The organism is Candidatus Omnitrophota bacterium (genome assembly GCA_030688425.1).
Taxonomy (GTDB): Bacteria; Omnitrophota; Gorgyraeia; order Zapsychrales; family JANLHA01; genus JAUYIB01.
Genome location: JAUYIB010000027.1, coordinates 46,058 through 69,456, shown reverse-complemented (window position 1 = coordinate 69,456; position 23,399 = coordinate 46,058). Strand labels below are relative to the sequence as shown.

General features: G+C 52.8%; 19 protein-coding genes. 17 read left to right on the top strand and 2 right to left on the bottom strand.

Annotated elements, in window-relative coordinates; genetic code table 11:
• Window positions 1-35 precede the first annotated feature (35 nt).
• From Q8Q08_10790 to Q8Q08_10710, 17 genes are all read left to right on the top strand, one after another.
• Window positions 36-731: an epoxyqueuosine reductase QueH gene (locus Q8Q08_10790; GenBank protein ID MDP2654498.1), complete on the top strand. Its 696-nt coding sequence runs from the start codon at window positions 36-38 to the stop codon at window positions 729-731.
• Between the two features lie 22 nt (window positions 732-753).
• Window positions 754-1,911: a glycosyltransferase family 9 protein gene (locus Q8Q08_10785; GenBank protein MDP2654497.1), complete on the top strand. Its 1,158-nt coding sequence runs from the start codon at window positions 754-756 to the stop codon at window positions 1,909-1,911.
• 15 nt (window positions 1,912-1,926) lie between these two features.
• On the top strand, window positions 1,927-3,918 hold the full coding sequence (locus tag Q8Q08_10780; GenBank protein MDP2654496.1) for a DUF2079 domain-containing protein: 1,992 nt from the start codon (window positions 1,927-1,929) through the stop codon (window positions 3,916-3,918).
• A 26-nt stretch (window positions 3,919-3,944) separates the two neighbouring features.
• A complete protein-coding gene (locus Q8Q08_10775; protein MDP2654495.1) occupies window positions 3,945-4,811 on the top strand; it encodes a decaprenyl-phosphate phosphoribosyltransferase in 867 nt (288 codons plus the stop codon).
• A gap of 23 nt (window positions 4,812-4,834) precedes the next feature.
• Entirely contained in the window at window positions 4,835-5,818 is a 984-nt protein-coding gene (locus Q8Q08_10770) for a Gfo/Idh/MocA family oxidoreductase (protein MDP2654494.1), read from the top strand.
• 3 nt (window positions 5,819-5,821) lie between these two features.
• Entirely contained in the window at window positions 5,822-6,418 is a 597-nt protein-coding gene (locus Q8Q08_10765) for an acyltransferase (protein ID MDP2654493.1), read from the top strand.
• On the top strand, window positions 6,418-7,554 hold the full coding sequence (locus Q8Q08_10760) for a DegT/DnrJ/EryC1/StrS family aminotransferase (GenBank protein MDP2654492.1): 1,137 nt from the start codon (window positions 6,418-6,420) through the stop codon (window positions 7,552-7,554). Before Q8Q08_10765 ends, Q8Q08_10760 begins: the two co-directional genes overlap by 1 nt.
• Entirely contained in the window at window positions 7,551-8,372 is an 822-nt protein-coding gene (locus Q8Q08_10755) for a class I SAM-dependent methyltransferase (GenBank protein ID MDP2654491.1), read from the top strand. The genes Q8Q08_10760 and Q8Q08_10755 overlap by 4 nt, the downstream gene beginning before the upstream one ends.
• 60 nt (window positions 8,373-8,432) lie before the next feature.
• On the top strand, window positions 8,433-9,428 hold the full coding sequence (locus tag Q8Q08_10750) for an NAD-dependent epimerase/dehydratase family protein (protein MDP2654490.1): 996 nt from the start codon (window positions 8,433-8,435) through the stop codon (window positions 9,426-9,428).
• Window positions 9,429-9,492: 64 nt separating this feature from the next.
• Window positions 9,493-11,391, top strand: a complete 1,899-nt coding sequence (gene asnB, locus Q8Q08_10745; GenBank protein MDP2654489.1) for an asparagine synthase (glutamine-hydrolyzing) — start codon at window positions 9,493-9,495, stop codon at window positions 11,389-11,391.
• A gap of 11 nt (window positions 11,392-11,402) precedes the next feature.
• Complete coding sequence (locus Q8Q08_10740; GenBank protein ID MDP2654488.1) at window positions 11,403-12,269, top strand: methyltransferase domain-containing protein; 867 nt, start codon at window positions 11,403-11,405, stop codon at window positions 12,267-12,269.
• 5 nt (window positions 12,270-12,274) lie between these two features.
• Entirely contained in the window at window positions 12,275-13,447 is a 1,173-nt protein-coding gene (locus Q8Q08_10735; protein MDP2654487.1) for a hypothetical protein, read from the top strand.
• A gap of 9 nt (window positions 13,448-13,456) precedes the next feature.
• Window positions 13,457-14,905 carry an oligosaccharide flippase family protein gene (locus Q8Q08_10730; protein ID MDP2654486.1) on the top strand — a complete coding sequence of 483 codons (1,449 nt, stop codon included), beginning with the start codon at window positions 13,457-13,459 and terminating at the stop codon, window positions 14,903-14,905.
• Window positions 14,902-15,807, top strand: a complete 906-nt coding sequence (locus Q8Q08_10725; protein ID MDP2654485.1) for an NAD(P)-dependent oxidoreductase — start codon at window positions 14,902-14,904, stop codon at window positions 15,805-15,807. The genes Q8Q08_10730 and Q8Q08_10725 overlap by 4 nt, the downstream gene beginning before the upstream one ends.
• On the top strand, window positions 15,804-16,862 hold the full coding sequence (locus tag Q8Q08_10720) for a hypothetical protein (protein ID MDP2654484.1): 1,059 nt from the start codon (window positions 15,804-15,806) through the stop codon (window positions 16,860-16,862). Before Q8Q08_10725 ends, Q8Q08_10720 begins: the two co-directional genes overlap by 4 nt.
• A 5-nt stretch (window positions 16,863-16,867) precedes the next feature.
• Entirely contained in the window at window positions 16,868-18,838 is a 1,971-nt protein-coding gene (asnB, locus tag Q8Q08_10715) for an asparagine synthase (glutamine-hydrolyzing) (GenBank protein MDP2654483.1), read from the top strand.
• Between the two features lie 47 nt (window positions 18,839-18,885).
• On the top strand, window positions 18,886-20,154 hold the full coding sequence (locus Q8Q08_10710) for a hypothetical protein (GenBank protein ID MDP2654482.1): 1,269 nt from the start codon (window positions 18,886-18,888) through the stop codon (window positions 20,152-20,154).
• Window positions 20,155-20,309: 155 nt separating this feature from the next.
• Here the strand turns inward: Q8Q08_10710 and Q8Q08_10705 are convergent, their stop codons facing one another.
• Window positions 20,310-21,515 carry a 6-phosphofructokinase gene (locus Q8Q08_10705; GenBank protein MDP2654481.1) on the bottom strand — a complete coding sequence of 402 codons (1,206 nt, stop codon included), beginning with the start codon at window positions 21,513-21,515 and terminating at the stop codon, window positions 20,310-20,312.
• A 129-nt stretch (window positions 21,516-21,644) separates the two neighbouring features.
• The gene (gene recN, locus Q8Q08_10700) at window positions 21,645-23,312 is read right to left on the bottom strand and encodes a DNA repair protein RecN (protein ID MDP2654480.1); all 1,668 of its coding nucleotides are present in this window, start codon (window positions 23,310-23,312) and stop codon (window positions 21,645-21,647) included.
• Window positions 23,313-23,399: the final 87 nt, after the last annotated feature.

Here is a 23,399-nt window from a genome sequence, read left to right as displayed (position 1 = left end):
TGACAAAGCCCGTCGGATAAGACACAATTACTTTAATGAGCCAGTCTGTTCAGCGCCCCATTTTGGAACTGCCCAGCGGAGAGAAAAAGGTCCTTCTTCATTCCTGCTGCGCCCCGTGCTCGGGAGAAGTCATGGAAGCCATGACAGCTTCGGGGATTGACTATACGATCTTCTTCTACAACCCCAATATCCACCCCCGCCGAGAATACGAAATCCGCAAAGAAGAAAATATCCGATACGCAAAAAAACTCGGGGTTCCCATCATTGACGCCGATTACGACCGGGACAACTGGTTCGACCGCGTCAAGGGCCTGGAGTTCGAGCCGGAGAAGGGAAAGCGCTGCAGCGTCTGTTTCGACATCCGTTTTGAGCGCTCCGCCCTGTACGCGGCCGAGCACGGCTTCAAAGTCTTTAGCAGCAGCCTCGGCATTACCCGCTGGAAGGACATGGACCAGATCAACGCCGCCGGCACAAAGGCCGCCGCCCGTTACCCAGACCTCGTTTACTGGACCTATAACTGGCGCAAAGGCGGGGGCTCGCAGCGGATGTATGATATCGCCAAGCGCGAGGAATTCTACCAGCAGGAATACTGCGGGTGCGTCTATTCCCTACGCGACAGCAATCTCTGGCGGCTGAAAAACGGCAGGGATCGCATCGCAATCGGGAAGAATTACTACAAAAAAGAGCCCGAAGCCTGCGTCCCCGCCGATGGTGGCAGAGCAGGTTCATAACATCCCCTGCAGAAACGTCTCTATGCCGAATGAACATACTGCCTCCCGTGGCGTTGGGCTGCTGGACATCGCCCGGTCCCTCGGAGGCCTTTCCATCAAGGCCGTCAAACTGGCGGATCATCTCCTGGGAGGACTGACGGCCTGTCTCATCCCGTCCCGCCCCGAAACAGAGATCCCTCCCGATCAATGCCGGCAGATCCTCATCATCCGACCGGGAGGCATCGGAGACGCGGTTTTCCTCATCCCGATCCTGCTGGCCCTCAAGAATGTTCCCACCATTTCGGCCGTGGATATCCTCTGCGAGAACAGAAACCGGGAGATATTCCTCTCGCAGTCCCGTCTTTTCCGAAAGCTCTATTGTTATGATGCCCGCTCCGAATTTACCAAAATTTTCAAAAACCATTACGACCTCATCGTCGACACGGAGCAATGGCATTACCTCAGCGCGATCGTTTCCGTCCTTGTCCCGAACCGTTTCAACTGCGGATTCGCCTCGCGTCCCTTGCGGGCCAAATTGTTCCACCGCCGTGTCCCCTATGAAACAGGGGATTATGAGATGAAAAACTTTCGCCGGTTGTTTGAATTTCTGCTCGGCAAAGACACGCCCGAGCCGCTGGTGGACGGGTGCTTTGAGATTGAAGAACAAACCCGGCAATGGGCCCGGCAGATGGTCCCAACCGGTGCGGTGGCGGTCTTTGTGGGGGCCAGCATTGCCCTGCGCAGGATCCCCGGAGATCTCGCCGAGGCCATCGGCCGCCTCGTTCTCAAGTTGCAACATCCGGTCGTTCTTTTGGGGGGGAAGGACGTCCTGGACGCGGGGAAGAAGTTCCAGCAAGATCTGCAGGATTCCAGGGTCGTGAATCTCGTCGGTCAAATTTCTCTGGCCCAATCCACCGCCATCATCAGGGAGTGCCGGCTGTTCATCGGACCGGATTCCGGACTCCTGCATCTCGCCAGCGCGGTCGGGACGCCGGCCATCGGCCTCTTCGGACCCGGGAACCTGAAAAAATGGGCCCCCCGGAACGAAAAAACACGGATCGTCACAAAAAATGTTTCCTGCTCGCCCTGCACGCATTTCGGCTATACAGTCCCGACCTGCGGGGGGACATACCATTGCGTGAAAGACATCTCGATCAACGACATTGCCGATTTTATCACGCAGGAACTGTCGGCAAGCTGACACACCTTTGAAAACATGAAAAAACCTCTCCCCGCCAGAATCCCAACAGAAGACAAAGCCGGGAAAGCCCGCCCCTTCAGCAAGAGAGATCTCCTGGCGGCCGGCATCTGCATCTCGGTCCTCGGGCTCTGGATTGTCCTCCTGACTTACAAATTTTATTTTTTCGGATATTATGACTGGGACTTCGCCATGTACGCCCAGACCCTGCATAACGTTGCGAACGGGTCCCTGGAATCATCTGTCATGGGGATCAGTTTCCTGGCAAATCACGCGGAATACATTGTTTTCCTGCTTGCCCCCCTGTATAAACTTTTCCCGCACCCCATGCTGCCCGTCTACATGAAAGTGCTTTCCCTGGCCGCCGGAGGGTTTATTTTCTACCGGATCGCCCGCAAAGAGATTGGGGAGACCGCGGCCCTGGTCCTGTTATGTATCTATTTCATCTATCCCGCGAATATCTTCGGCATGGTTTATGAATTTCATTACGAAACCCTCAACATCGCGTTCTTATTTTTATTGTTTTGGGCCATGAAAGAGGAAAAATACAAAATCTATTGTCTTTCGGCCTTTATCCTTTTTCTCATCAAAGAAAACATGGATCTGATCGTTATCTTTTCCGGGGTATATTCCCTTATCATGAGAAAAACGGACAGGCTCAAATGGGGGGTTGTTCCCATCGCCGCAGGGGCTGCTGTTTTTTTCTTCTCCGTATGCTTTTTCATCCCATCCATGCGCACAGGAATGGAGCTGCCTTACCAGCAAATCGAACTTTTTCGTAGCCTTGGAGACACGCCGAAGGCTTTAGTGGCAAATCTGCTGTTCAACCCCGTCAAGGTGATGGAGGTGCTCTGGACGCCTGCCAATATCAGATACCTCAAAGAATTATTTCACCCTCTATTGTTTACTTCGATGTTTAGTCCGCATATCCTGCTTATCGTATTTCCCACGTTTATGCAGCACCTCCTGGCCTATGTTTGGACTACAAAATCCATTTACTATCATTATGCCATTACGCTCGCACCGTTCATTTTCTTGGCCAGCGTCAACACTTTGGGCCTGCTGAAATCCCGATTCAGCAAATCCACCTTTAGCATCATCCTGCTCTGCATTTTTGCTGTTTCCGTGACCTTATCGCTGAAATATTCCAAAATGTATGCTCGGCGGTTTGCCGCAGAAAACGTTCAAAAAGCCACCGTCAACTGGGACCTCATCCGGCAGATCCCTTCGGACAGCGGGATCGTTACCACACTGAGATTCCTTGCCCCATTGATCTCCCACCAGCACCTTTATCCGTTTAAAAATATTTCTGAAGGTTATCAGGGGATCTCCGGCAGGCCAACATCTTTCTCGTTCCTCTCAAACGTAGATTACGTCCTCATGGATTTTGAAGATGGCTGGCTTACCGATGACATAAACGAACCCGCCAACCAGCAAAGGGTCACAGACTTTTTTTTGCACCAAACGCCATGGGAAGTCGTTTCCGCTGTCAACGAGGTCATCCTGTTTCGAAAAACCACCGGGGGGGAGGGGATTCCGGCGGTGACGAAACTTCCGGAACGGCCATCCGCAGTCCCCCGCGGCCCCCAAGTCTCCGTTGATGCCTCTGTGGTTCTCTGCTCTGTCCAGAAGGGAAAATCAGTCCCATCCCGGTTCCGGTTGCTGCCAATAACCATGATCTGGAAGTCCGAAAACCCTGTAAGCCAAAAATATCAAATTTCCATTTACATCAAAAATAATATCGACGGGAAACTGACCGAACTGATGCAACACCAAATCGGGTATGCGATCTATCCGACCGATATGTGGAGGAAAGAGGAGTTTATTATGGAGAACATCTGGGTACACCTGCCCAACAACCTGCCCCCTGGACAGTATTCGGTTTCTCTGCTGTTCCGCGACTCGAAGTCCGCCCCCGTAAAAAGGATAAAAGTGGTTAATCGTCTTGATAAAACTTCCGATTTGGAGGAAAATGAATTATTAAAAATCTCCGAATTGACCATCCCGTAGCATGGGGGAGCTGGAAAGAGGCACGAATGCTATTAATACTAAGATTACTAAGAGTTAAACAATGGGCGAAAAATTCCTTCATTTTCTTCCCACTGATATACTCCGGATACCTCTTCCATAAAACAGCGGCCCTGAACTGCTTGCTGACCTTTTGCGGATTCTGCCTGATCTCCAGCGGAATCTACATCCTCAACGACTTCCTGGACCGGGACAAAGACCGACTCCACCCCAAGAAATCGCAGCGCCCCCTGGCGAAATTGAAAATCCGCGGGGATGTCATCGGGGCGGCGGTCCTGGTCCTGATCGCCTCCGGTCTCTGGGTCTGCCAGCAGGTCGACAGAGGGGTCTTATTTACCGCTGTCATTTTCATCATGATCCACCTGGTCTATAACTACCTGACCAAACATGTTGTCATCCTGGACGTCATCTTCATCGCCTTGGGTTTCCAAATGCGGATATGGGCCGGGGCCTACGCCTCCGGCGTCCTGCCGTCGATTTGGCTCCAGATGTGCGTGTTTATCCTGGCCCTGTTTCTGGGGTTCAACAAACGGCGGCACGAATTGACAACGCTCAAAGATGTCGCGGCAGGGCACCGCAAGGTCCTTGGAGACTATTCGACCCAGCTGCTGGATCAGATCATCGTCATCTGCTCGACTCTGGCCATCACGTTTTACGGCCTTTATACAATCTCCCCGGATATCACAGCCCGGATCAACAACCACAATATGGTCTACTCCGTCACTTTCGTAATTTACGGAATCTTCCGGTATTTATACCTGGTCCATATCCGCAAGCTGGGGGATGAACCGGGGGAAATCCTGTTTTCTGATAAATCCTTTATGCTGAACATCATTTTCTGGATCGCTTTCATCATTGTCATCCTATATCAATAAATATTTCAGACAAGGACAACCGCATGTCAAACACCGTTGAAAATCAACCGAAAGTCGGGATCCTGGGTCTCGGGTACTGGGGAAAAAATATCCTGCGCAATCTCTCCGAGTTGGGCATCCTGCACACGGCCTGCGACACCAACCAGGGGCTCCTCGACCAGCACGCCAAGCAGTTCCCCGGGGCGAAATTCGTTTCCGACTTTGATTCCATCTTCAGCGATCCGCAAATCCCCGCCCTTGTCATTTCCACCCCGGCGGCGACCCATTATGATCTGGTCAAAAGGGCGCTGAACGCCGGCAAAGACGTTTTTGTCGAAAAGCCTCTGGCCCTGACCTACGCCCAGGGGGAGGAACTGGTCCGTCTCTCCCAATCGAACGGCAAAATCCTGATGGTCGGGCACATCCTCCAGTTCCATCCCGCGGTCATTAAATTGAAGGAGCTGATCAAAACGGGAGTTCTGGGCAAGGTCCAGTATATTTATTCCAACCGTCTCAACATCGGCAAACTCCGCGTGGAGGAGAATATCCTCTGGAGCTTTGCCCCGCATGATATTTCCGTGATCCTGATGTTGGCCGGGGAGGAACCCCAAAAAGTTTCCTGTGAAGGGGAGAGCTACCTGAACGACGGGATTTTCGATATCACCCTCACGCACCTCGAGTTCCGGAACAAAATTAAAGCGCATGTTTTCGTCAGTTGGCTGCACCCGTTCAAGGAGCAGAAGCTGGTCGTCATCGGGTCCAACAGCATGGCGGTTTTCGACGACATGTCCAAAGAAAAACTGTTTCTCTATCCCCACCAGATCCGGTGGGAAGACGGGAAGATCCCTGTGGCGCAGAAGGCCGAATGTAACCCCGTCCCCATCGACACTCTCGAGCCGCTCAAGGAAGAGTTGCAGCACTTTTACACATGTGTCATGACTCGGCAGAAACCCAAGACAGACGGGGAAGAAGGGCTGCGCGTGCTCAAGGTGCTGGAACAGGCCGAACGGAATTTAAGAAAGGACTGACCCGTGGACACCGGACCGTCATATTTCGCGCATCCGACCGCCTGCGTTGACGAAAATGTGCGGATCGGGGCAAAAACAAAAATTTGGCACTTTTCCCATATCCTGGGAGGGTCTACGATCGGCGACCACTGCATCATCGGTCAAAACGTCGTCATCGGGCCAGATGTTATTATCGGTAACACCTGCAAGATCCAGAACAATGTTTCCGTGTACAAGGGGGTCACCCTCGAGGACGGCGTTTTCTGCGGACCGTCCTGCGTGTTCACAAACGTGTATAATCCCCGCGCCTTTGTCGAACGCAAGCACGAATTTCTCCCGACCTTGGTCAAGACCGGGGCCACGATCGGCGCCAATGCCACCATCATCTGCGGAGCCACCATCGGGCGTTACGCCCTGGTCGGCGCCGGGGCCGTGGTGAAGGAAGACGTGGCTGACTATTCCATCGTGGTCGGCGTCCCTGCCAGGCACGTTGGCTGGGCATGCAAATGCGGCGCGCCGCTCCGGGGATCGAAAACTTTAAAGAATTTTACATGCAAGAACTGCCAAAGCCACTACACCATCGAAAAGCGGCGCTTGGTGGTCGTGAAGGAGACGTTATAATGCCCATCCCGATGCTGGATCTCAAACGCGAGTATGAGTTCATGAAGGCCGACATTGACGCGGCGATCCGGAAATGCCTGGATCACCAAAAATGGATACTCGGGCCGGAAGTCAAAGAATTGGAAGAGAAGGCCGCCGCTTACCTGGAAACCAAGCATTGCATCGGAGCGTCTTCCGGCACCGATGCTCTGGTCCTGGCCCTGCGTGCCTTGGCCATCAAACGGAAAGGGGAGGAATACTTCACTCGAAACGACAAAATCATCACGACCCCGTTTACGTTCACGGCCACCGGAGACGCCATTTTACGGTCCGGGGCAACACCGGTCTTTGTCGACATCCACCCCAAAACGTTCAACATCGACCCGGTCCTGGTGTCCCGTTGCCTCAAAGAGATGCCGGGCGTCGTGGGCATCATTCCCGTACACCTTTACGGACGGTCCTGTGAAATGGACGCCATCATGGACATCGCCCGCCAACACAACCTTTTTGTGATTGAAGACGTTGCCCAGGCCTTCGGGGCCAGTTGGAACGGCAAAAAAGCAGGGACGATCGGAGATTGCGGGGCCTACAGTTTCTTCCCCAGTAAGAATCTTGGCGGATTCGGCGACGGGGGGATGGTGTCAACCAATGACCCCGGACTGGCGGACCTGGTCCGCATGCTCCTCAAGCACGGAGGAAAAGACAAATATAATGTGGACCACATCGGATACAACGCCCGCCTGGACACGCTGCAGGCGGCCGTCCTGGCTGCCAAATTGAAGCACATCGACCATTTTAACAATCAGCGGCGCGCCATCGCGGACAGTTATAGCAAAGCCATTGCCGGCGCAACGGGAATCGTTACGCCCCAATCCGTTCCTGGCCATGTGTTTCACCAGTATACGATCCGGGTGGAAGGGGGACGAAGAGACGCCCTGCAAAAGATATTGAAAGAGGCCGGTGTCGACACGATGATTTATTACCCCGTCACCCTGAATAAAATGAAAGTGTTTGCAGCCCGGAGCGAAACGTTCAACGGACTGCCCGAAGCTGAACGCGCGGTCAGCGAGGTCCTCAGCCTGCCGATCGAGCCCTTGTTTAGCGCTCCGGAGATCCAATTGATCTACGAAACCGTTAAAAAATCCGCTGCCCAATGATCACAAATCTACTAAAAAAACAGACACTGGACAGCTTCGACTACCAGTGGAAAAACCTTCCATCGGGAACAGGTCTGTTGTCCGACCAAGCCTTCGCCGCAGATGTTCCCAGAATCCTGTCCCAGGAGGAACTCTGCATCCACCAAGACTGGTTTCCCGGCAAAGAGGTCCTTGATGCAGGTTGCGGGAACGGCCGATGGACGCATGGTTTCCTGAAGCTGGGGGCCAGGGTCACAGCCGTTGACTACAGCGATGCGGCTCTCCAACATGTCCGGGATTCCCAGTCCTCCCTTGATATGACATCAAACTTAAACCTCAAAAAAGAGGACCTGCTGAATATTTCCGAGGATCTGCGGGGAAAAAAGTTCGATCTTGTTTTTTCATGGGGAGTTTTACACCATACGGGAGACACCCACCAAGCCCTTTGCAACATTGCTCATCTCGTCAAAGACAACGGGGTTATTTATCTTTATCTGTACGGCACGGATTCTCTTTCTTTTGTTCGAAAATCCCTATTACACCTATTGCGATCGCTCCTTGCGCCTTTCCCTTTCCCCCAAAAACAGAAAATCCTGGAACGCATTTTCGGCAGAAAGAACTGCCACAATTTTTTTGATATCTATTCGCCACTGATCAACGAAAGGTTTAAATTTGAAACGATCAAAACATGGCTGAACCGGCTGGGGTTCCCTGTCGTGGACCAAACCATCCGTCACACCGAAATTTTTATACGCGGCTGCAAGGAAGGGTGCTCGGCCAAACCCTATTTCCTGCCATCCCCCCAGCGGCCATACTGGTTCGAGCGCCTCAAACCATGAAAAAAGAAGCCAAAACCCCTTAGCTCACAGGGCCCAAAATCAGTCGTTAAAGGAGACGTCATGGACATCAATGGCAAGAGAATTCTGGTGATCGGCGGGGCTGGCCTTATCGGCTCCCATACGGTTGAAGGACTGCTCAAAGAAGACGTGAAGGAAATCCTAGTTTTTGATAATTTCACGCGCGGCAGCGAAGAAAACCTTGAAATAGCGCTAACGGACAAACGGTGCAAGATATTTGACGCCGGGGGAGATATCCTGCAAACCGACATTCTGGACGCGGCCCTCAAAGGGGTTGACGGCGTGTTCCACTTTGCAGCACTCTGGCTCCTGCAATGCTATGAGTATCCCCGCGCGGCATTTGACGTCAACATCCGCGGAACATTCAATGTCCTGGAAGCCTGTGTGAAAAATCAGGTCAAGCGCCTCGTTTACTCCTCCTCCGCGTCCGTCTACGGCGACGCCGTTGAGGAACCCATGACAGAAAACCACCCGTATAACAATACGACCTTTTACGGGGCGACCAAGATCGCAGGGGAACACATGTGCCGGTCTTTCTACAACCGTTATAAACTCCCCTATGCGGGTCTACGCTATATGAATGTCTACGGCCCGCGGCAGGACTATAAAGGCGCCTACATTGCCGTCATGATGAAAATCCTGGACCGGCTTGACCAAGGACTGCCACCCGTCGTTTACGGGGATGGATCTCAGGCCTATGACTTCGTTTACGTCAAGGATTGCGCCAAAGCCAATGTTTGCGCCATGAAATCCGACGCTGCCGATTCCTTCTACAACGTGGGGACCGGTATAAAAACCACCGTCAAGGAGATCACGCAGATGCTGATCGAACTGACAAACTCCTCATGCCACATTCACTTTGAACCCGCGGGGACAACGTTCGTAAAAAACCGCGTGGGGTGCCCCCAGAAGGCCAAAAAGGAAATTGGCTTTCAATACACCGTGGAATTGAGGGAAGGGCTGCAAAAGCTCATCGAATGGCGTAAAACACACATGGAAACCGTTCAGCGGAAGCGCAACAAGGCCGCGGTCTCGTGAAACGCCCACCACTCGCCATGAATGGAAAATGGCGTCAACCGCTTTGTCCGAAGGGGACTTCCTGATGTGCGGAATAGCCGGGATCATCAACCTCAATAAAAAGCCCGTCTCCTCGCAGCACCTCTGGGCAATGACCGATGCTCTGGCCCATCGCGGCCCGAACGACCGGGGGACGCACATCGACGCATCCATTGGCCTGGGACACCGCCGTCTTTCCATCATTGACCTTTCCAGCGCCGGACATCAACCCATGTTGACGGAAGACGGGAATTACACGATTACCTATAATGGGGAAATTTATAATTTCCAGGAATTGCGGGGCAAGCTCAAAGAGGCAGGCGTTGGGTTCCAATCCGCATGCGACACAGAGGTCGTCCTCAAGTCGTTTGTGGCCTGGGGGCTGAAATCCCTGCAGTATTTCAACGGCATGTTCGCATTCGCTGTTTGGGACAAACGCAAAAAGACCGTGACGCTGGCCCGGGACCGTTACGGCATCAAACCTTTGTACTATTGGAAGGGCAAGGATGTCCTGCTCTTCGCTTCGGAGATCAAGGCGTTCCTGCAGCATCCTGATTTTAAGGCGGCCCTGGACCATGAGGCCCTTCTCGAATATTTCACGTTTCAGAACACGTTTACCCATAAAACACTCTTCCAGGGCGTCGCACTCCTGCCTCCGGGGCAATTCATGCAGATCCTCCCGGACGGCTCGATCGTTCTCAAGGAATACTGGGATTTCCATTTCTTCGAGGAAACTGGCCCAAAGAAGCCGGAGGAATACCTCGAGGAGTGCGACAAGCTTGTCCAGCAAGCCGTCCGCCGGCAACTGGTCAGCGATGTGGAGGTTGGTTCTTATTTGAGCGGGGGGGTCGATTCCGGATCCATCGTCGCCATTGCGTCCCAGACATTCAAGGAGTTGAAAACCTTCTGCATCGGCTTCGACCTTTCCTCGGCCTCAGGGCTGGAGTTGTCATTCGATGAACGGCAGAAGGCGGAACACATTTCGTATCTCTACCAGACCGAACATTACGAGATGGTTCTGAAGGCCGGGGACATGAAACGCTGCCTGCCCCACCTGGTCTGGTCGCTGGAAGATCTGCGTCTCGGACAAAGTTATCCCAATTTTTATGCAGCCAAACTCGCCTCCCGTTTTGTCAAAGTCTGCTTTTCCGGCGGGGGAGGGGACGAATTGTTTGCGGGATACCCCTGGCGCTACTACCGGACCGTCAACAGCAAAACGTTCACCGATTATATCCAGGGATATTACAAATACTGGCAACGGCTGGTGCCCAATAAAACCTTGAAGGAACTCTTCGCGCCGATCTGGGACAAGGTGAAGCACGTCTGGACCGAAGATATCTTCAAATCTGTCTACCGCGACCGACACGTCGTTCCGCAGTCTCCCGAAGATTACGTCAACAATTCGCTCTATTTCGAAGCCAAGACCTTTCTTCACGGCCTGCTGATCGTTGAGGACAAGCTCAGCATGGCGCATGGCCTTGAAGTGCGCGTGCCGTTCCTGGACAACGACCTGGTGGATTTCTCCAGCAAAATCCCCATCCGCCTTAAGCTCCGGAACGTTGACCAGTACCTGAACATCGATGAGGACGAATTGGCGAAAAGGCATAAATATTTCGAGAAGATGCGTGACGGAAAAATGATCCTTCACCAAGTCCTTGGGAAATACATCGGGGACTCCGGAGACCGCTTCAAACAGGGTTTCAGCGGACCTGACGCCAGCTGGTTCAAGGGCGAGAGCATCAACTATGTCAAAGAGCTTCTCTTAAATCCGAAAGCCGCCATATACAATTATTTCGATTATAAAACGGTTAAAACTTTGATCGATGAGCACATTGAAAGCAAAGTGAACCGGAGACTTTTCGTCTGGTCTTTGCTGTGCTTTGAATTGTGGTGCCAAATCTTTTTACTTGGCAAGAGCCATCTGCATTTCGTAGAATCACGCTGAAAAACCGCCCTATGACAAACATCTTCCAATGCGTGAGCTGCCGATCACCCATCAACGTATCCCTGGACCGGCCCTCAGAAATCAGCTGCAACAATTGTCAGTTCAAATACATTGTTGACCGGAATTACCTGCAATACGGGTATGACCAGTTGCTTCTCGAAGAATTTAAGGAAAAATATCTTTTGAATAAGGCCCTGAACAACAACGGCTATCTGAGCTACATTTTCCTCAAAGAAGGGTCGCTCTCGCTCCCCGGAAGAGATGACGTTGCTTTGTTCCGGGATTATATCCTGTCGAAAATCAAGGGAGGGAGGGTCCTGGACGCAGGCTGTGGGGTGCTGGAGCTTCCGGGATATCTTCAATTCCCTCCGGAATCACAGTTTGAATTGTTCGGCATCGACCCCATCGAGAACCGGTCTTTCCGGGGGACCCGGATTACAGGATGCACCGAGTTTCTGCCCTTTACAGACGAAAGCCTTGATGCCGTCGTTTTTGCCACCAGCCTGGATCATGTCTGCTCCCTGCAAAAAACAATACTGGAGACAAAAAGGATTCTCGTGAGAAATGGCAAAATCCTCATTTGGATGGGGGACAGAAGCAAATCTTTCTTGCGTAATCTCAAAACCTCTATTTTGCAATTTTTATGCCCGCCCAGTTTTAAAAAAACCAATGTCCCCTATCGCGTCAATAAATTTTATGTTTACCCCAATTACACCGTATTTTATATACCCGATGGCGCCATAGACCCCTTTCATGCTTTCAATGAAAACCCCAAAGAAATCATCAAATTGTTCAAAAAAGAAGGGTTCGTGTGCGACGACTATTCTTATCATAATCAAGACCTCGTCTTTCTCACCTTCGCAAAGGGGGGCCGCTGACACTTATGAAAAGAGTCCTGTACAAATTGGTTTTCGTCCCCATAGAGCTCGCCGCTGTCATCCCTTATATTTTTTTAAGCCTTCTTGCCCGGGCCATTAAGAAAAACATCTCGGTCGGGCTTGGCCCCGAGCCGCTCATTAACAACGTTTACCATAAGCGGGCCTTTGAAAGGGCCGGATTCACCGCCGAAACGTTTGTGAACAGCGTTTACTTCATCACCCAGGATTTCGATTTCCGCGCCGATTTGCTGTTGAAGGGACTGCTGGCCCCATTCCGGGGGCATCTGTTGTTCATCCGGTCAATTTTCCGGTACCAGGGGCTCTACATTTATTTTCACGGCGGGCCATTGATGGAAACGATCTTCCTTTGGCGGATGGAACCCCTTTTATACCGGCTGGCGGGTGTCAAGGTCGTCGTGATGCCTTATGGCAGTGATGTGCAAGAAATGTCCCGGTCCCCCAACCTGCTTTTCAAGCATACGAGAAGCATGGATTACCCAAGCCACCGGTCACGCCGCAAGACGATCGAAACCCGAATTGATTTATGGACGCGAGACGCCGATCATATTATCAGCGGCTGTGAGTGGGTCGACTATATGTATCACTGGGACACGCTGATGCTCGGTCATTTTTCCATTGACACCGAACAATGGACGCCGGCCGCCACCCCGCCGGCCGCCCCAAAACCGTTGAAAATCCTTCATGCTCCAAACCATAGAAACATTAAGGGGACCGCGTATTTTACCAAGGCCGTCCAGGAGCTGAGGACGGAGGGGGTTGCCATTGAATTGGTCCTCTGCGAAAAAGTTCCCAATGATAAAATACGGGAGATGATCCATACCGCCGATATTGTCGCGGACCAGTTGATTGTCGGCTGGTATGCCATGTTCGCCCTGGAGGCCATGTCCATGGGCAAGCCCGTCTTATGTTACCTGAGGCCGGACCTGATCGATTTTTATACGTCCGCAGGACTCATCCGGCCCGGTGAAATTCCAATCATCAATTGCAACCCTCTAACCCTAAAGGAAACGCTCAAGCGCCTGGCAGAATCCCCGCAGACATTTTCCGGGCTGGGTGAAAAAGGCCGACAATATGTCCTCCGGCATCATTCCCTGGAATCTGTCGGAAAGGTCTTTGCTCAAATCAATTCCTCCATAGGGATTTCTCCCAGGCAATAACCAAGCCTCATGGCCACTCAATTCATAAAAGACATCTTCATTTATGGCATAGGCAATTCTCTCCTGAAGCTGCTGACGTTTTTTGTCTTTCTGGTGTACGCCAACGTCCTGACCATCGAAGAATTCGGCATTTTCTCACTGATCACCTCGCTGGCCAATTTTGTCATCATTTTCCTGAGCATCGGGATGAGCAACTCCGTCCAACGGTATTACCTGGACACATCGGAAATCCCTGTAAGCCAGCGCCCGCTGCTGGTCAGCACGGCCCTGTGGATCACGTCCGTATGGTCAATCGTCCTGACATGTGCAGCCGTGCTCATCCTCAGCCCGTTCCAAGGATGGATCTTTCACAAATATCAACTGCCCTGGCTCCTGATCCTTCTCGGCCTGGCCAACAATATCCCCACACAGATCATTCAACTGTTCTCCGACACCCTGCGAATCCATTTCCGGCCGTGGCGCTACGCCGGGTTTACGTTAGTGTCCACTGTCCTGGGATACGGGATCGGCCTTTTCCTGGTCCTAAAGCTGGACCTTAAAATCCAGGGTATCCTTGTCGGCAGCCTCCTCGGGGGCTTGATGTCCATCCCCATCGGTTTTTGGTCTGTCAAGAAAGACATCGGTTTCCATTGGAACTCTTCCATTGCCAAGAAAATCCTGCACTTCGGAAGCCCTTTTGTCCTTGCAGGAATCGCCAGCTGGATGGTCGTCCCTCTCAACCAATGGCTCCTGGCAACCTTCAGGGGGAATCAGGAGGTCGGGCTGTATAATGTGGCCTTTAATTTTTCCAACATCCTGAATTTTTTTATTTCTGCGTTTGCCATCGCCTGGGGACCATACATCTTGAAGGCGTACGCGGAAAACCCGAACTATAAACTTATTGTCAGCCGCGCGCTTTCCTACTGGGCTTTTCTCCTGATTGCCTTCGCCAGCCTTCTGATCCTTTTTTGCCAGGAAATTCTCCAACTCACAACACCCCGCGCGTTCTGGGGGGCCTTGACCCCAACCATTTTCCTGCTAATCAGCAACGTTTTCCTTGGTACCACGCAAATCACGGCCCTGGGGATCACGTTTGCCCGAAAAACCCATCTCATCTCCATCAGCGCATGGATATCCGCTATCGCCAATTTCATTTTGAATGTCCTGCTAACCCCCCAGTGGGGAGCGGTGGGAGCAAGCATAGCGACATGCATCGCATCCGCCGTTTTAACGTGCGCTTACTTATACTGCTCCCAGCGTCTGAACCCGATTTCATTTCAATATGACCACTTGATCTTTCTGAGCCTTACCATTTGCTCAATCGCCATTTGCGCCCTTGTTCTTAAAACATACCCTCATTCACTTGCACTCATTTCCACAAAACTGTTTCTCTGGATGCTCATCATTGCCGGTGGGTTCGTTTACCGTGTCGTGACGCCCAAGCAGATCAAAAACCTTATCCTGGGGAGGGTTGTATGAAAACCTGCCTGCTGACCGGGGGGACCGGCCTAATCGGATCGCAGCTGCTCGGAGAGTTACCAGACAAGGGCTGGAATATCATTGCGCTTACCCGACGAGGCTCGCACGGGCACCACCCGGGAAAGGGCAGGGGCATTCAACACATCTCCTGCGATTTTTCCCGGGATGAAAATCGGACCGAATGGCCGGGCAAAGTTGACGCCGTGATTCATCTCGCCCAGTCCGAGCGGTTCCGGGACTTCCCAGAACACGCAGAAGAGATTTTCCGCGTCAACACCCTGAGCACTCTCTCGTTGCTGGATCATGCACGTTCCTCCGGGGCAAAAACCTTCATTTACGCTTCGTCCGGAGGCATTTATGGAACCTCCGCGCAGCCCTTGAAGGAGGAGCCCTTTTCACCGTCGTTACAAATGGAATTTTACCCCGCGACAAAAATCTGCTCTGAAATGCTCTGCCAGGCCTATCGTCAACACCTGCGGGTCATCATCCTGCGGTTCTTTTTTGTCTATGGGCCAGGGCAGCGGCCCGCCATGCTGATCCCCCGGATGGTGAACTCGGTCAGAGACGGCAAGCCCGTCACCCTGCAAGGGAATGACGGACTCAAAATAAACCCCATTTATGTTTTCGATGCCGTCCACGCGTTGTCCCGTGCTTTAGATCTTGAAAAAAGCCAGGAGATCAACGTTGCCGGCCCGGAAATCCTGTCAATCCGGCAAATGGCCGATATGATCGGCCAAGCCATTGGGAAAACGCCTGTTTTTAAAATTCAGCCGGTTTCGCCACAAAATCCAAACCTTGTGGCCGACATCCAGAAAATGTCGAAACTTTTGGTTCACCCACGCGTCAAATTCCAGGATGGGATTACGGAATATTTAAAAAACCTCTCTGGGAACCATGCATGAGAATATTACACTTGCCGACATCCGTGGGAGGGAATTCCTGGGGATTGTCCCGGGCGGAAAGAGATCTCGGCCTCGATTCCCAGACATTGGTCACACGGGACAACTGGCTCAAATATCCCAGCGATATTTGCCTCCATTGGGAAAAAAACGCTTTTCCGGGAATAGCGCTCAGCGCTGTAAAAACGTTTTGGGATATCCGGAAGAAGTTTGATGTCTTCCATTTCAATTTCGGTTCCACCTTGATCGATTTCCGCCGTCTCGGCATCCATCATTGGGACTTGCCATTCTATCCAAAAGGCAAAAAATTGATCGTCACCTACAACGGTTGCGATGCACGGCAAAAATTCAAGATAACGGGAGCAAGAAAGACAGGGGGGTGTCCCATCAGGGATTGCTGCGGGAAAAAATTCTGCGGCTTGACCGACCATATGAAACGCCATCGGATCCGCATCATGGCCGGCCACGCCCACCACATCTTTGCGCTCAATCCCGATCTGCTGCACTATCTTCCATCCGGGAAAAGCTCATTTTTACCCTATACCATCGCTAACTGGAACTCCCTGACTCCATCCCTCCGCCTCAGGGAGGCGAAAATCAAAATTGTTCATTCCCCCACCAACACACAGATCAAAGGAACTGATCTCGTTTTGGAATCGATCGGGAGGCTCCGGCCGCGTTACAATCTCGACGTGCAGATCGTGCAAAATGTCCCCCATGAGGAGGCGCTGAAAATCTACGAAAACGCCGATTTGGTGATCGACCAGTTGCTGGTTGGATGGTATGGCGGCTTTAGCGTCGAAGCCATGCGCATGGGGAAGGCCGTTGCCGTCTACATCAACACGGACGACCTGAAATTCATCCCGGAGGACATGGCACGGGACCTCTTGGAAGCGGTCATCAACGTCAACCCGGCCAACCTGACCGAAACGCTGTCGCTCTATCTGGAAAATCCGGAATTGTTGTCGCGGAAGGCCCGGGCGGGGATGGATTACGTTAACACGTGGCACGATCCCGCAAGAATCGCGAACATCACAAGATCCTTTTACCACCCATAAATCCCATGTGCGGAATAACCGGCATCATTTCCAGGAAAGAAGACCTTCATCCGACCCTCATCAAATCCATGACGGGTGCCCTGGAACACCGCGGCCCGGATGACGAGGGATATCTGGCGGTTGACTGGACGGGAGGGCACGTCACCCCGCTCACAGGCCCCATCAGCCAGTCCCCTGACCTTCGCATCGAACAGTTCCATCGACAGGCCGGCATGTTCCTGGGACACCGCCGGCTCTCGATCCTCGACCTTTCCCCCGCAGGCCACCAGCCGATGTCCGATCCCGAAAAGATCATCTGGATTATCTACAACGGTGAAATCTATAACTACTTAGAAATCCGGGAAGAACTTCTGGCGCTCGGTCACCGGTTTCAAACATCCACCGACACGGAAGTCATACTGGCGGCCTATCGCCAATGGGGGCGGGAGTGCGTTCACAAATTCAACGGCATGTGGGCGTTTGTCATCTATGACAGCAGGCAAAAAATCATTTTCGGATCGAGAGACCGTTATGGCGTAAAGCCGCTCTATTATTTTAGCGATACTTCGCATTTTGCCTTTGCATCTGAAATTAAGGCGCTTTTAACGCTCCCGTTCGTGAAACGGGAGATCAACGACTCCCAGGTCCATGGTTATCTGAAATGGGAAAAAGAGAGCGGGGAAGAGACATTTTTCAAAAATATTTTTGAGATTCCCCCCGCATGTTCATTCTCGTTCGATCTTCGCTCTGGGGTATTTCAAAAATGGCGCTACTATCAAATCCAGTTTAACCCCGACTGGGAAGACTTCGATCAGGCGCGTTTTTGCCGGCATTCGCAAAAAACGGAAGAATTGATCTTTAACGCCGTCCGCCTCCGCCTTCGTTCGGATGTCCCCGTGGGGTCCTGCTTGAGCGGCGGCTTGGACAGCTCCGCGATCGTGTGCAGCATCAATCATCTGCTAAAACGCCAACATTACGCCCAGTTGGGCCCCTCCCAGAAGACGTTCACAGCGATCTATCCGGGATTTGAATGTGATGAAAGCCAATGGGCGAAAATTGTTGTCAACAGCACGCGAACGTCCTGGTATACGACAACCCCGACCAGCCAGGGTCTGCTTCAGGATCTCGAGGACTTTGTCTATACCCAAGATACACCCTGCGGCTCTACGAGCATTTATGCGCAATATTGTATCATGCGGCTTGCAAAAGAACATGGCGTCAAGGTCCTCCTGGATGGCCAAGGAGGGGATGAGCTCTTTGCGGGATATACCCCGCACTATCAATTTTTCTTCAATGAAATCCTGAAAAACCGGGCCGTCCGGTGCTATCTCAATGAACTCAAATTTCTCGCCAACTCCCCTCTCAACGGCGGGTATCTCTTCAAGGCCTTGCAAGATCTGCTCCTGGGCCGGGGGCTTCCATCCTACGGGATCAATGTTTTTAACAAGCTCACCAACAGCCAAAAGTTCTTGTCGCAGGATTTTCTCAAGGCCTATCCATCCGCACAAGGATACGCCATCGTCCCTTCTGAATGCGGGGGATTGTTGAACGCCGCTTTAAAGGCATACCTGGAAAACAGCCTTCCCAATCTGCTCAAATATGAAGATAGGAACTCCATGCGATTCTCCCTGGAAGCGAGGACGCCACTGGCGGATGACGCCCCCTTGATTGACTATACGTTCCAGGTCCCGTCCGTTTATAAGATACACAACGGGTGGAACAAGTATCTCTTCCGAAAATGCCTGGCAGGAATTTTACCCCCAGCCATTCAACGCCGAAAGGATAAAATCGGGTTTGCCACCCCGGAATATTTCTGGCTCAAGGACATCAACGGCCATCTCAAGGGCTATATCACCCGTAAGCTCACTCCATACGTCAATGTTGAACTTTTGCTCCAGAAATGGGACACGGTATTCCATGATCCTTTAAGCTTAAAAACCGCAAATATCTGGCGGATCATCAACCTTGCGGCATGGATGAAAATTTATTCCCTATAGGATCCCCGGCTTTTTCAACCAAAAAAAGGGCACCTCCTAAAAATCCCATGTCTCCCAAAATCCTCATCATCACCCGCGATTTCCCGCCTTATTACCACTCCCTGGGCGGGGTCGTCAGGACGCTGAAGATGGCGGAATACCTCCTCGACCACGGCGTGGACGTCTATGTCCTGGCGGCCAAGGGCAAGCCCATCAGCTATTTCGGCTACGAAGACACAGTCAAGCGGCTGAAGGTGACGTACGTCGACAACCTGTGGCAGGCCTTTTACAACGACCAGCAGATGCGCTTCCAAAACCAGGCCGGTTCGCTCCTGTCTCCGGACAACCCTGTTTCGTCGTTCATCAGGAACGCCATCCCCGACCTGTGCGTCCCGGACATTTTTGTCTTTTTCATCAACAGTTTTGTCAAACAGGCCAAACGGCTGATTAAGGACAACGGCATCCCCAACGTCCTGATCTCGACCCCGCCCCACAGCCTGCAGCTGGCCGGCCTTAAATTGAAAAGGCATTTCAAGGAGCGCATCCAACTGCTGGTGGATTACCGGGACAGCTGGAACACGAGGGGGCTGTGCAAAAAAAGAAATCCTGTGTCCCAATGGTTCAACGCGAAATGCGAAAGGGACGTTTTGTCAGCTGCAGACCGATTTCTCTATTGCTCCCAGCCCATGTTGGGCAAAATCCACCAAACGATCGCCCCGGTGGAATCCAAAGCGACACTCATGTGCAACGGTTATGACCGGAACGCGGTCCCGGCCGCCGACCCCAAGGCCAAAAACAAAATCTTGACGATCAGTTTCCTCGGCCGGATGAGCGACCAGCCGGAAAGCACGATGAATCCAGGCAATTTCTTCCGAATCATATCCGAATTCCCGCACCCCGTCCAATGCCGGCTGGTCGGCCCGGTCTTGATCAGCCAGTCCTGGCGCGACCGATTGGGGGACAAACTGCACATCAGCCCGCCCGTCAGCCACCCGCAGGCCATAGACCTCATGCGCGACTCCGACATCCTGCTTATCCTTTATTCCGACCGCGATGGATCGGATGAGGTCATCTCCGGGAAGCTTTACGATTACATGGTGGCCGAAAGGCCTGTCCTGGTGATCGGGCCGCCGGACATGGAGGCAAGAAGGATCGTCCTGAACGAAGGGATCGGCTATGCCGCCGATATCGATGATGAAGCGGAGATGCGGAAGGTCCTCAATGACATTTACGCCCGATGGGAGAGTGGTCAGTTGCCGGCGTACTCCATCGAATCCCTTAAAGAATACTCCCGCGATTCCCAATACGCCAAATTATTGCCCCTCTTAAAGCCGTAAAAACGATCGCAGGGTCCTAAAAAAAATCCAAAGGGGGAGAATATTCTCATATAATCTGAGTTGTTCCTGCGGTGCTCTTCTGGTCCTAAAAAAAATCCAAAGGGGGAGAATATTCTCCCCCTTTGGATTTGATCAATTCCGGCCAACGAACTTTTTTACAAATGCCGTTCCATCTTCCCGCTGACTTTGGATGACTGCGGCTGCAGGTCAGCCGGTTTTCTTCCGAAACAAATACCCAGATTCTCATGCAGGGTGACAAGGTTCAGGTCCACATGGCGCTGTTTGATGGCCTCGAGGGTCTCCATGTAACGGATGTTACCACCGTCCAAGCCGGCCACCGTGACCCCGGTGATCCCGCTGGAAAGGAGGACCACCGCCGCCGCGCCAACCTCCTTGCCGAAATTCGCGTCGGCCGCCGAAGTGTGCCCGCAGCGAACCAGATGTCCCGGTGTGACCGCGCGGACTTCCGGCGCTTCACAAATGCCTTTCACGAACAATTTCTCGCGCTTCATCATCTCCCCCACCTGGGGATCGGCCTTGAACCGCTTGCTCAGCTGCTGGGCCACGTAATTGCCGGACCCGGCCAAACGTTTATGCCCGAACGCGTCCACGCCTGCGGCCTCATCAACCAATTCTGAACCATCGGAATTCTTCAGCCCCTCGGCCACAACAATGAGGTAAGAACCCGCTTTCACGTCGCTGTCGGCGACACGCTGAAAGTACCTTTCCTTGGCGTGCTGATAGAGGACGTCAAAATCCACCGGAATTTCCGGGATGAGGGCGGCGTCCGCGTCAGCGGCGATCGCGCCGCGGAAGGCCGTGTGCCCGGCATAACGCCCAAAGACTTCCATCACTAAAATGCGGTTATGCGTCCAGGCGGTTGTTTTCAGGTCTTCCACGAACGTCGCGATCCGGTTGATGGTCGAATCCCCCCCGACGGAGTAGGTCTGCAGGTCCAGGTCCATGGTCTTGGGGGCGTGGACGCACTTGATGCCCTGCTGGGCCAGGTCCACCATGACGCTGCCGGAATCGTCGCCGCCGCTGATGACAAGGCCATCGATGCCGAATTTATTCAAACCTTTTTTGATACGTTCATACTTCTGGGCATCATCGATCTTCTTGACCTTGACGCGGGAATGGCCGGCATCCGAACCGGCCAGATTAAGGTCGATTTTGTCCAGACGGGCCGGGGTCAACTGCGTGAGGTGGTCAAAATCCAGGAGATTGTAAAGGCCGGCATACCCGTTGGGGATCACATAGCAGGCAATTCCCTTGCGGTTGGCCATGAGGGCGGCGCCCTTGATCACGGCGTTGAGACCTCCGCAGTCCCCGCCGCTGGTGATGACTCCGATCTTTTTCATTGGGAAAATCCTTTCTATGAACCGATATTAGGAAATTGTGGAATAAAGTTTTTAAAAATCTTAAGCTAACAACTTATCATAGAATCCCGACAAAATCAATCTGCGCGTGAAAGCAAAATGAGGTCAGTGTCAGTGCTGTTGCGCACGGGAAAGCATTTCCTCGGCATGGGATACCGAGATGCGGTTTTCATCTTTGCCGGCCATCATCTGAGACAGCTCCTGAACGCGCGCCTTGGCATCAAGCTCCTGGACCCGGGTGACGGTGCGCCCGGCAGAAACGGCCTTGGTGACCTTGAAATGCCGGTCCCCGAAGGAGGCGATCTGGGGCAGGTGCGTGATCAGAAGGACCTGGCGGTCTTTCGAAAGCTCTTTAAGTTTTCCGCCTGTGATCGTGCCGAGCCGGCCGCCGATTTGGGCGTCGATTTCGTCAAACACAAGGACGGGGATCGGATCGACCCTGGTCATGGCCTTCTTGAGCGCCAACATGGTGCGGGCCGCTTCGCCCGAGGACACGATCTGGGAGAGGGGTTTCATGTCCTCACCGGCGTTGGGGCTGATATAGAAAACGACCTTGTCCGAGCCGTCCTTATGGAATTCCTCCGGAGTGACCCGCGCCTCAAAAGCCACATGCTCAATGCCCAGGTCCCGGAGTTCTTTCTCGATGGTCATTTTCAGACTCTGCGCCGTTTTTTTACGGGCTTTAGTGAGCTTGTCGGCGACTTTCTTTAATTCCACCCGGAGATTTTCAATCTTCTCCTTCAATTCGCGGTCATTGTGCTCGAAATTCACCATCAGATCATATTTCTGCTTGGCCTCTTCATAAAACCGTTTGGCTTCCTCCAGAGACGGCCCGTACTTACGGCGGATGTCCTCGTAAATGTCGTAGCGCCGGTTCAGGTCCTCGGATTCCTCGGGACGGAAGGAGAGGGAGGAGAGATAATCGCGCAGTTGGGCCAACAACTGCTCGCTGTTATCCTGGAGCCCGGCCAGATGGTCGGACAGGGAGGCGGTCTTTTCATCGATCTGGTTAAGCGTCCTCATGGGCGCGAAGGCGCGGCGGATCATCTCCGAAAGCCCGACCTCCTGGCCTTCAAAAAGCCCGATCAGCTCGGAGACGCAGTGGTAGAGCTTTTCGGCGTTCTTGATCTTGACCATGTCCTGGGAAAGTTCGTCATACTTGGCCTGGTCCAGGGGAATCTGCTCAAGCTCTTTCACCTGATGCGACAACATCTCCAGGTCGCGTTCGCGGGACAGCGAAAGGGCCTGCAGATCCTGCCATTCGGTTTGCAGGCGGGCATATTCCTGGTAACGGCCGCGAAAGGCCTCCATGTGTTCACCGAAATCCGTCAGCTGATCCAGTATCCCCACGTGCGACCCTTCGGAAAAAAGCATCTGGTGGTCGTGTGGGCCGTGGAAATCGACCAGTCGGTCGCCGATGTCCTTTAACTGGGAAATCGTTACCGCAAAGCCGTTGATTTTGATCTTATTCTTGCCGTCCGGAAGAAGTTGCCGCTGAATGATGAGATCCGCCCCGTCATCCTGAAAGTATTCGGCCAAGAGGTCATCCTTACGCAAGGATTTGTCCTTGATCTCAAAAACCGCCTCCACAACCGAAGGGGTCTCGGGGTTGCGGGCCGGAGGGGACTTGGGTCGTTCGCCCAGGGCGAAACGGAGGGCGTCGATGACAATGGATTTGCCCGCGCCGGTTTCTCCGGTCAACACATTCAGCTGTGAAGAGAACTCCAGGGAAATCTGGTCAATGAGGCCGAAATTGCGGATCGTGATTTGTGAAAGCATGGAGCCTTGCGAGTTTTGGTTCAGCTCATTCTCTCCGTCACAAGCGAGAATCGAGGGACAGCCCGCGATTCCTTTCGTTCCTCGTGC

What these genes read in the sequence shown, in the direction of transcription:
- Q8Q08_10710 (MDP2654482.1), top strand. Translation starts at nt 18,886, where the DNA reads ATGTCTCCCAAAATCCTCATCATCACCCGCGATTTCCCGCCTTATTAC.
- Q8Q08_10740 (MDP2654488.1), top strand. Translation starts at nt 11,403, where the DNA reads ATGACAAACATCTTCCAATGCGTGAGCTGCCGATCACCCATCAACGTA.
- Q8Q08_10775 (MDP2654495.1), top strand. Translation starts at nt 3,945, where the DNA reads ATGCTATTAATACTAAGATTACTAAGAGTTAAACAATGGGCGAAAAAT.
- Q8Q08_10760 (MDP2654492.1), top strand. Translation starts at nt 6,418, where the DNA reads ATGCCCATCCCGATGCTGGATCTCAAACGCGAGTATGAGTTCATGAAG.
- asnB (MDP2654489.1), top strand. Translation starts at nt 9,493, where the DNA reads ATGTGCGGAATAGCCGGGATCATCAACCTCAATAAAAAGCCCGTCTCC.
- asnB (MDP2654483.1), top strand. Translation starts at nt 16,868, where the DNA reads ATGTGCGGAATAACCGGCATCATTTCCAGGAAAGAAGACCTTCATCCG.
- Q8Q08_10790 (MDP2654498.1), top strand. Translation starts at nt 36, where the DNA reads ATGAGCCAGTCTGTTCAGCGCCCCATTTTGGAACTGCCCAGCGGAGAG.
- Q8Q08_10770 (MDP2654494.1), top strand. Translation starts at nt 4,835, where the DNA reads ATGTCAAACACCGTTGAAAATCAACCGAAAGTCGGGATCCTGGGTCTC.
- Q8Q08_10730 (MDP2654486.1), top strand. Translation starts at nt 13,457, where the DNA reads ATGGCCACTCAATTCATAAAAGACATCTTCATTTATGGCATAGGCAAT.
- Q8Q08_10755 (MDP2654491.1), top strand. Translation starts at nt 7,551, where the DNA reads ATGATCACAAATCTACTAAAAAAACAGACACTGGACAGCTTCGACTAC.
- Q8Q08_10705 (MDP2654481.1), bottom strand. Translation starts at nt 21,515, where the DNA reads ATGAAAAAGATCGGAGTCATCACCAGCGGCGGGGACTGCGGAGGTCTC.
- Q8Q08_10725 (MDP2654485.1), top strand. Translation starts at nt 14,902, where the DNA reads ATGAAAACCTGCCTGCTGACCGGGGGGACCGGCCTAATCGGATCGCAG.
- Q8Q08_10735 (MDP2654487.1), top strand. Translation starts at nt 12,275, where the DNA reads ATGAAAAGAGTCCTGTACAAATTGGTTTTCGTCCCCATAGAGCTCGCC.
- Q8Q08_10750 (MDP2654490.1), top strand. Translation starts at nt 8,433, where the DNA reads ATGGACATCAATGGCAAGAGAATTCTGGTGATCGGCGGGGCTGGCCTT.
- recN (MDP2654480.1), bottom strand. Translation starts at nt 23,312, where the DNA reads ATGCTTTCACAAATCACGATCCGCAATTTCGGCCTCATTGACCAGATT.
- Q8Q08_10780 (MDP2654496.1), top strand. Translation starts at nt 1,927, where the DNA reads ATGAAAAAACCTCTCCCCGCCAGAATCCCAACAGAAGACAAAGCCGGG.
- Q8Q08_10720 (MDP2654484.1), top strand. Translation starts at nt 15,804, where the DNA reads ATGAGAATATTACACTTGCCGACATCCGTGGGAGGGAATTCCTGGGGA.
- Q8Q08_10785 (MDP2654497.1), top strand. Translation starts at nt 754, where the DNA reads ATGCCGAATGAACATACTGCCTCCCGTGGCGTTGGGCTGCTGGACATC.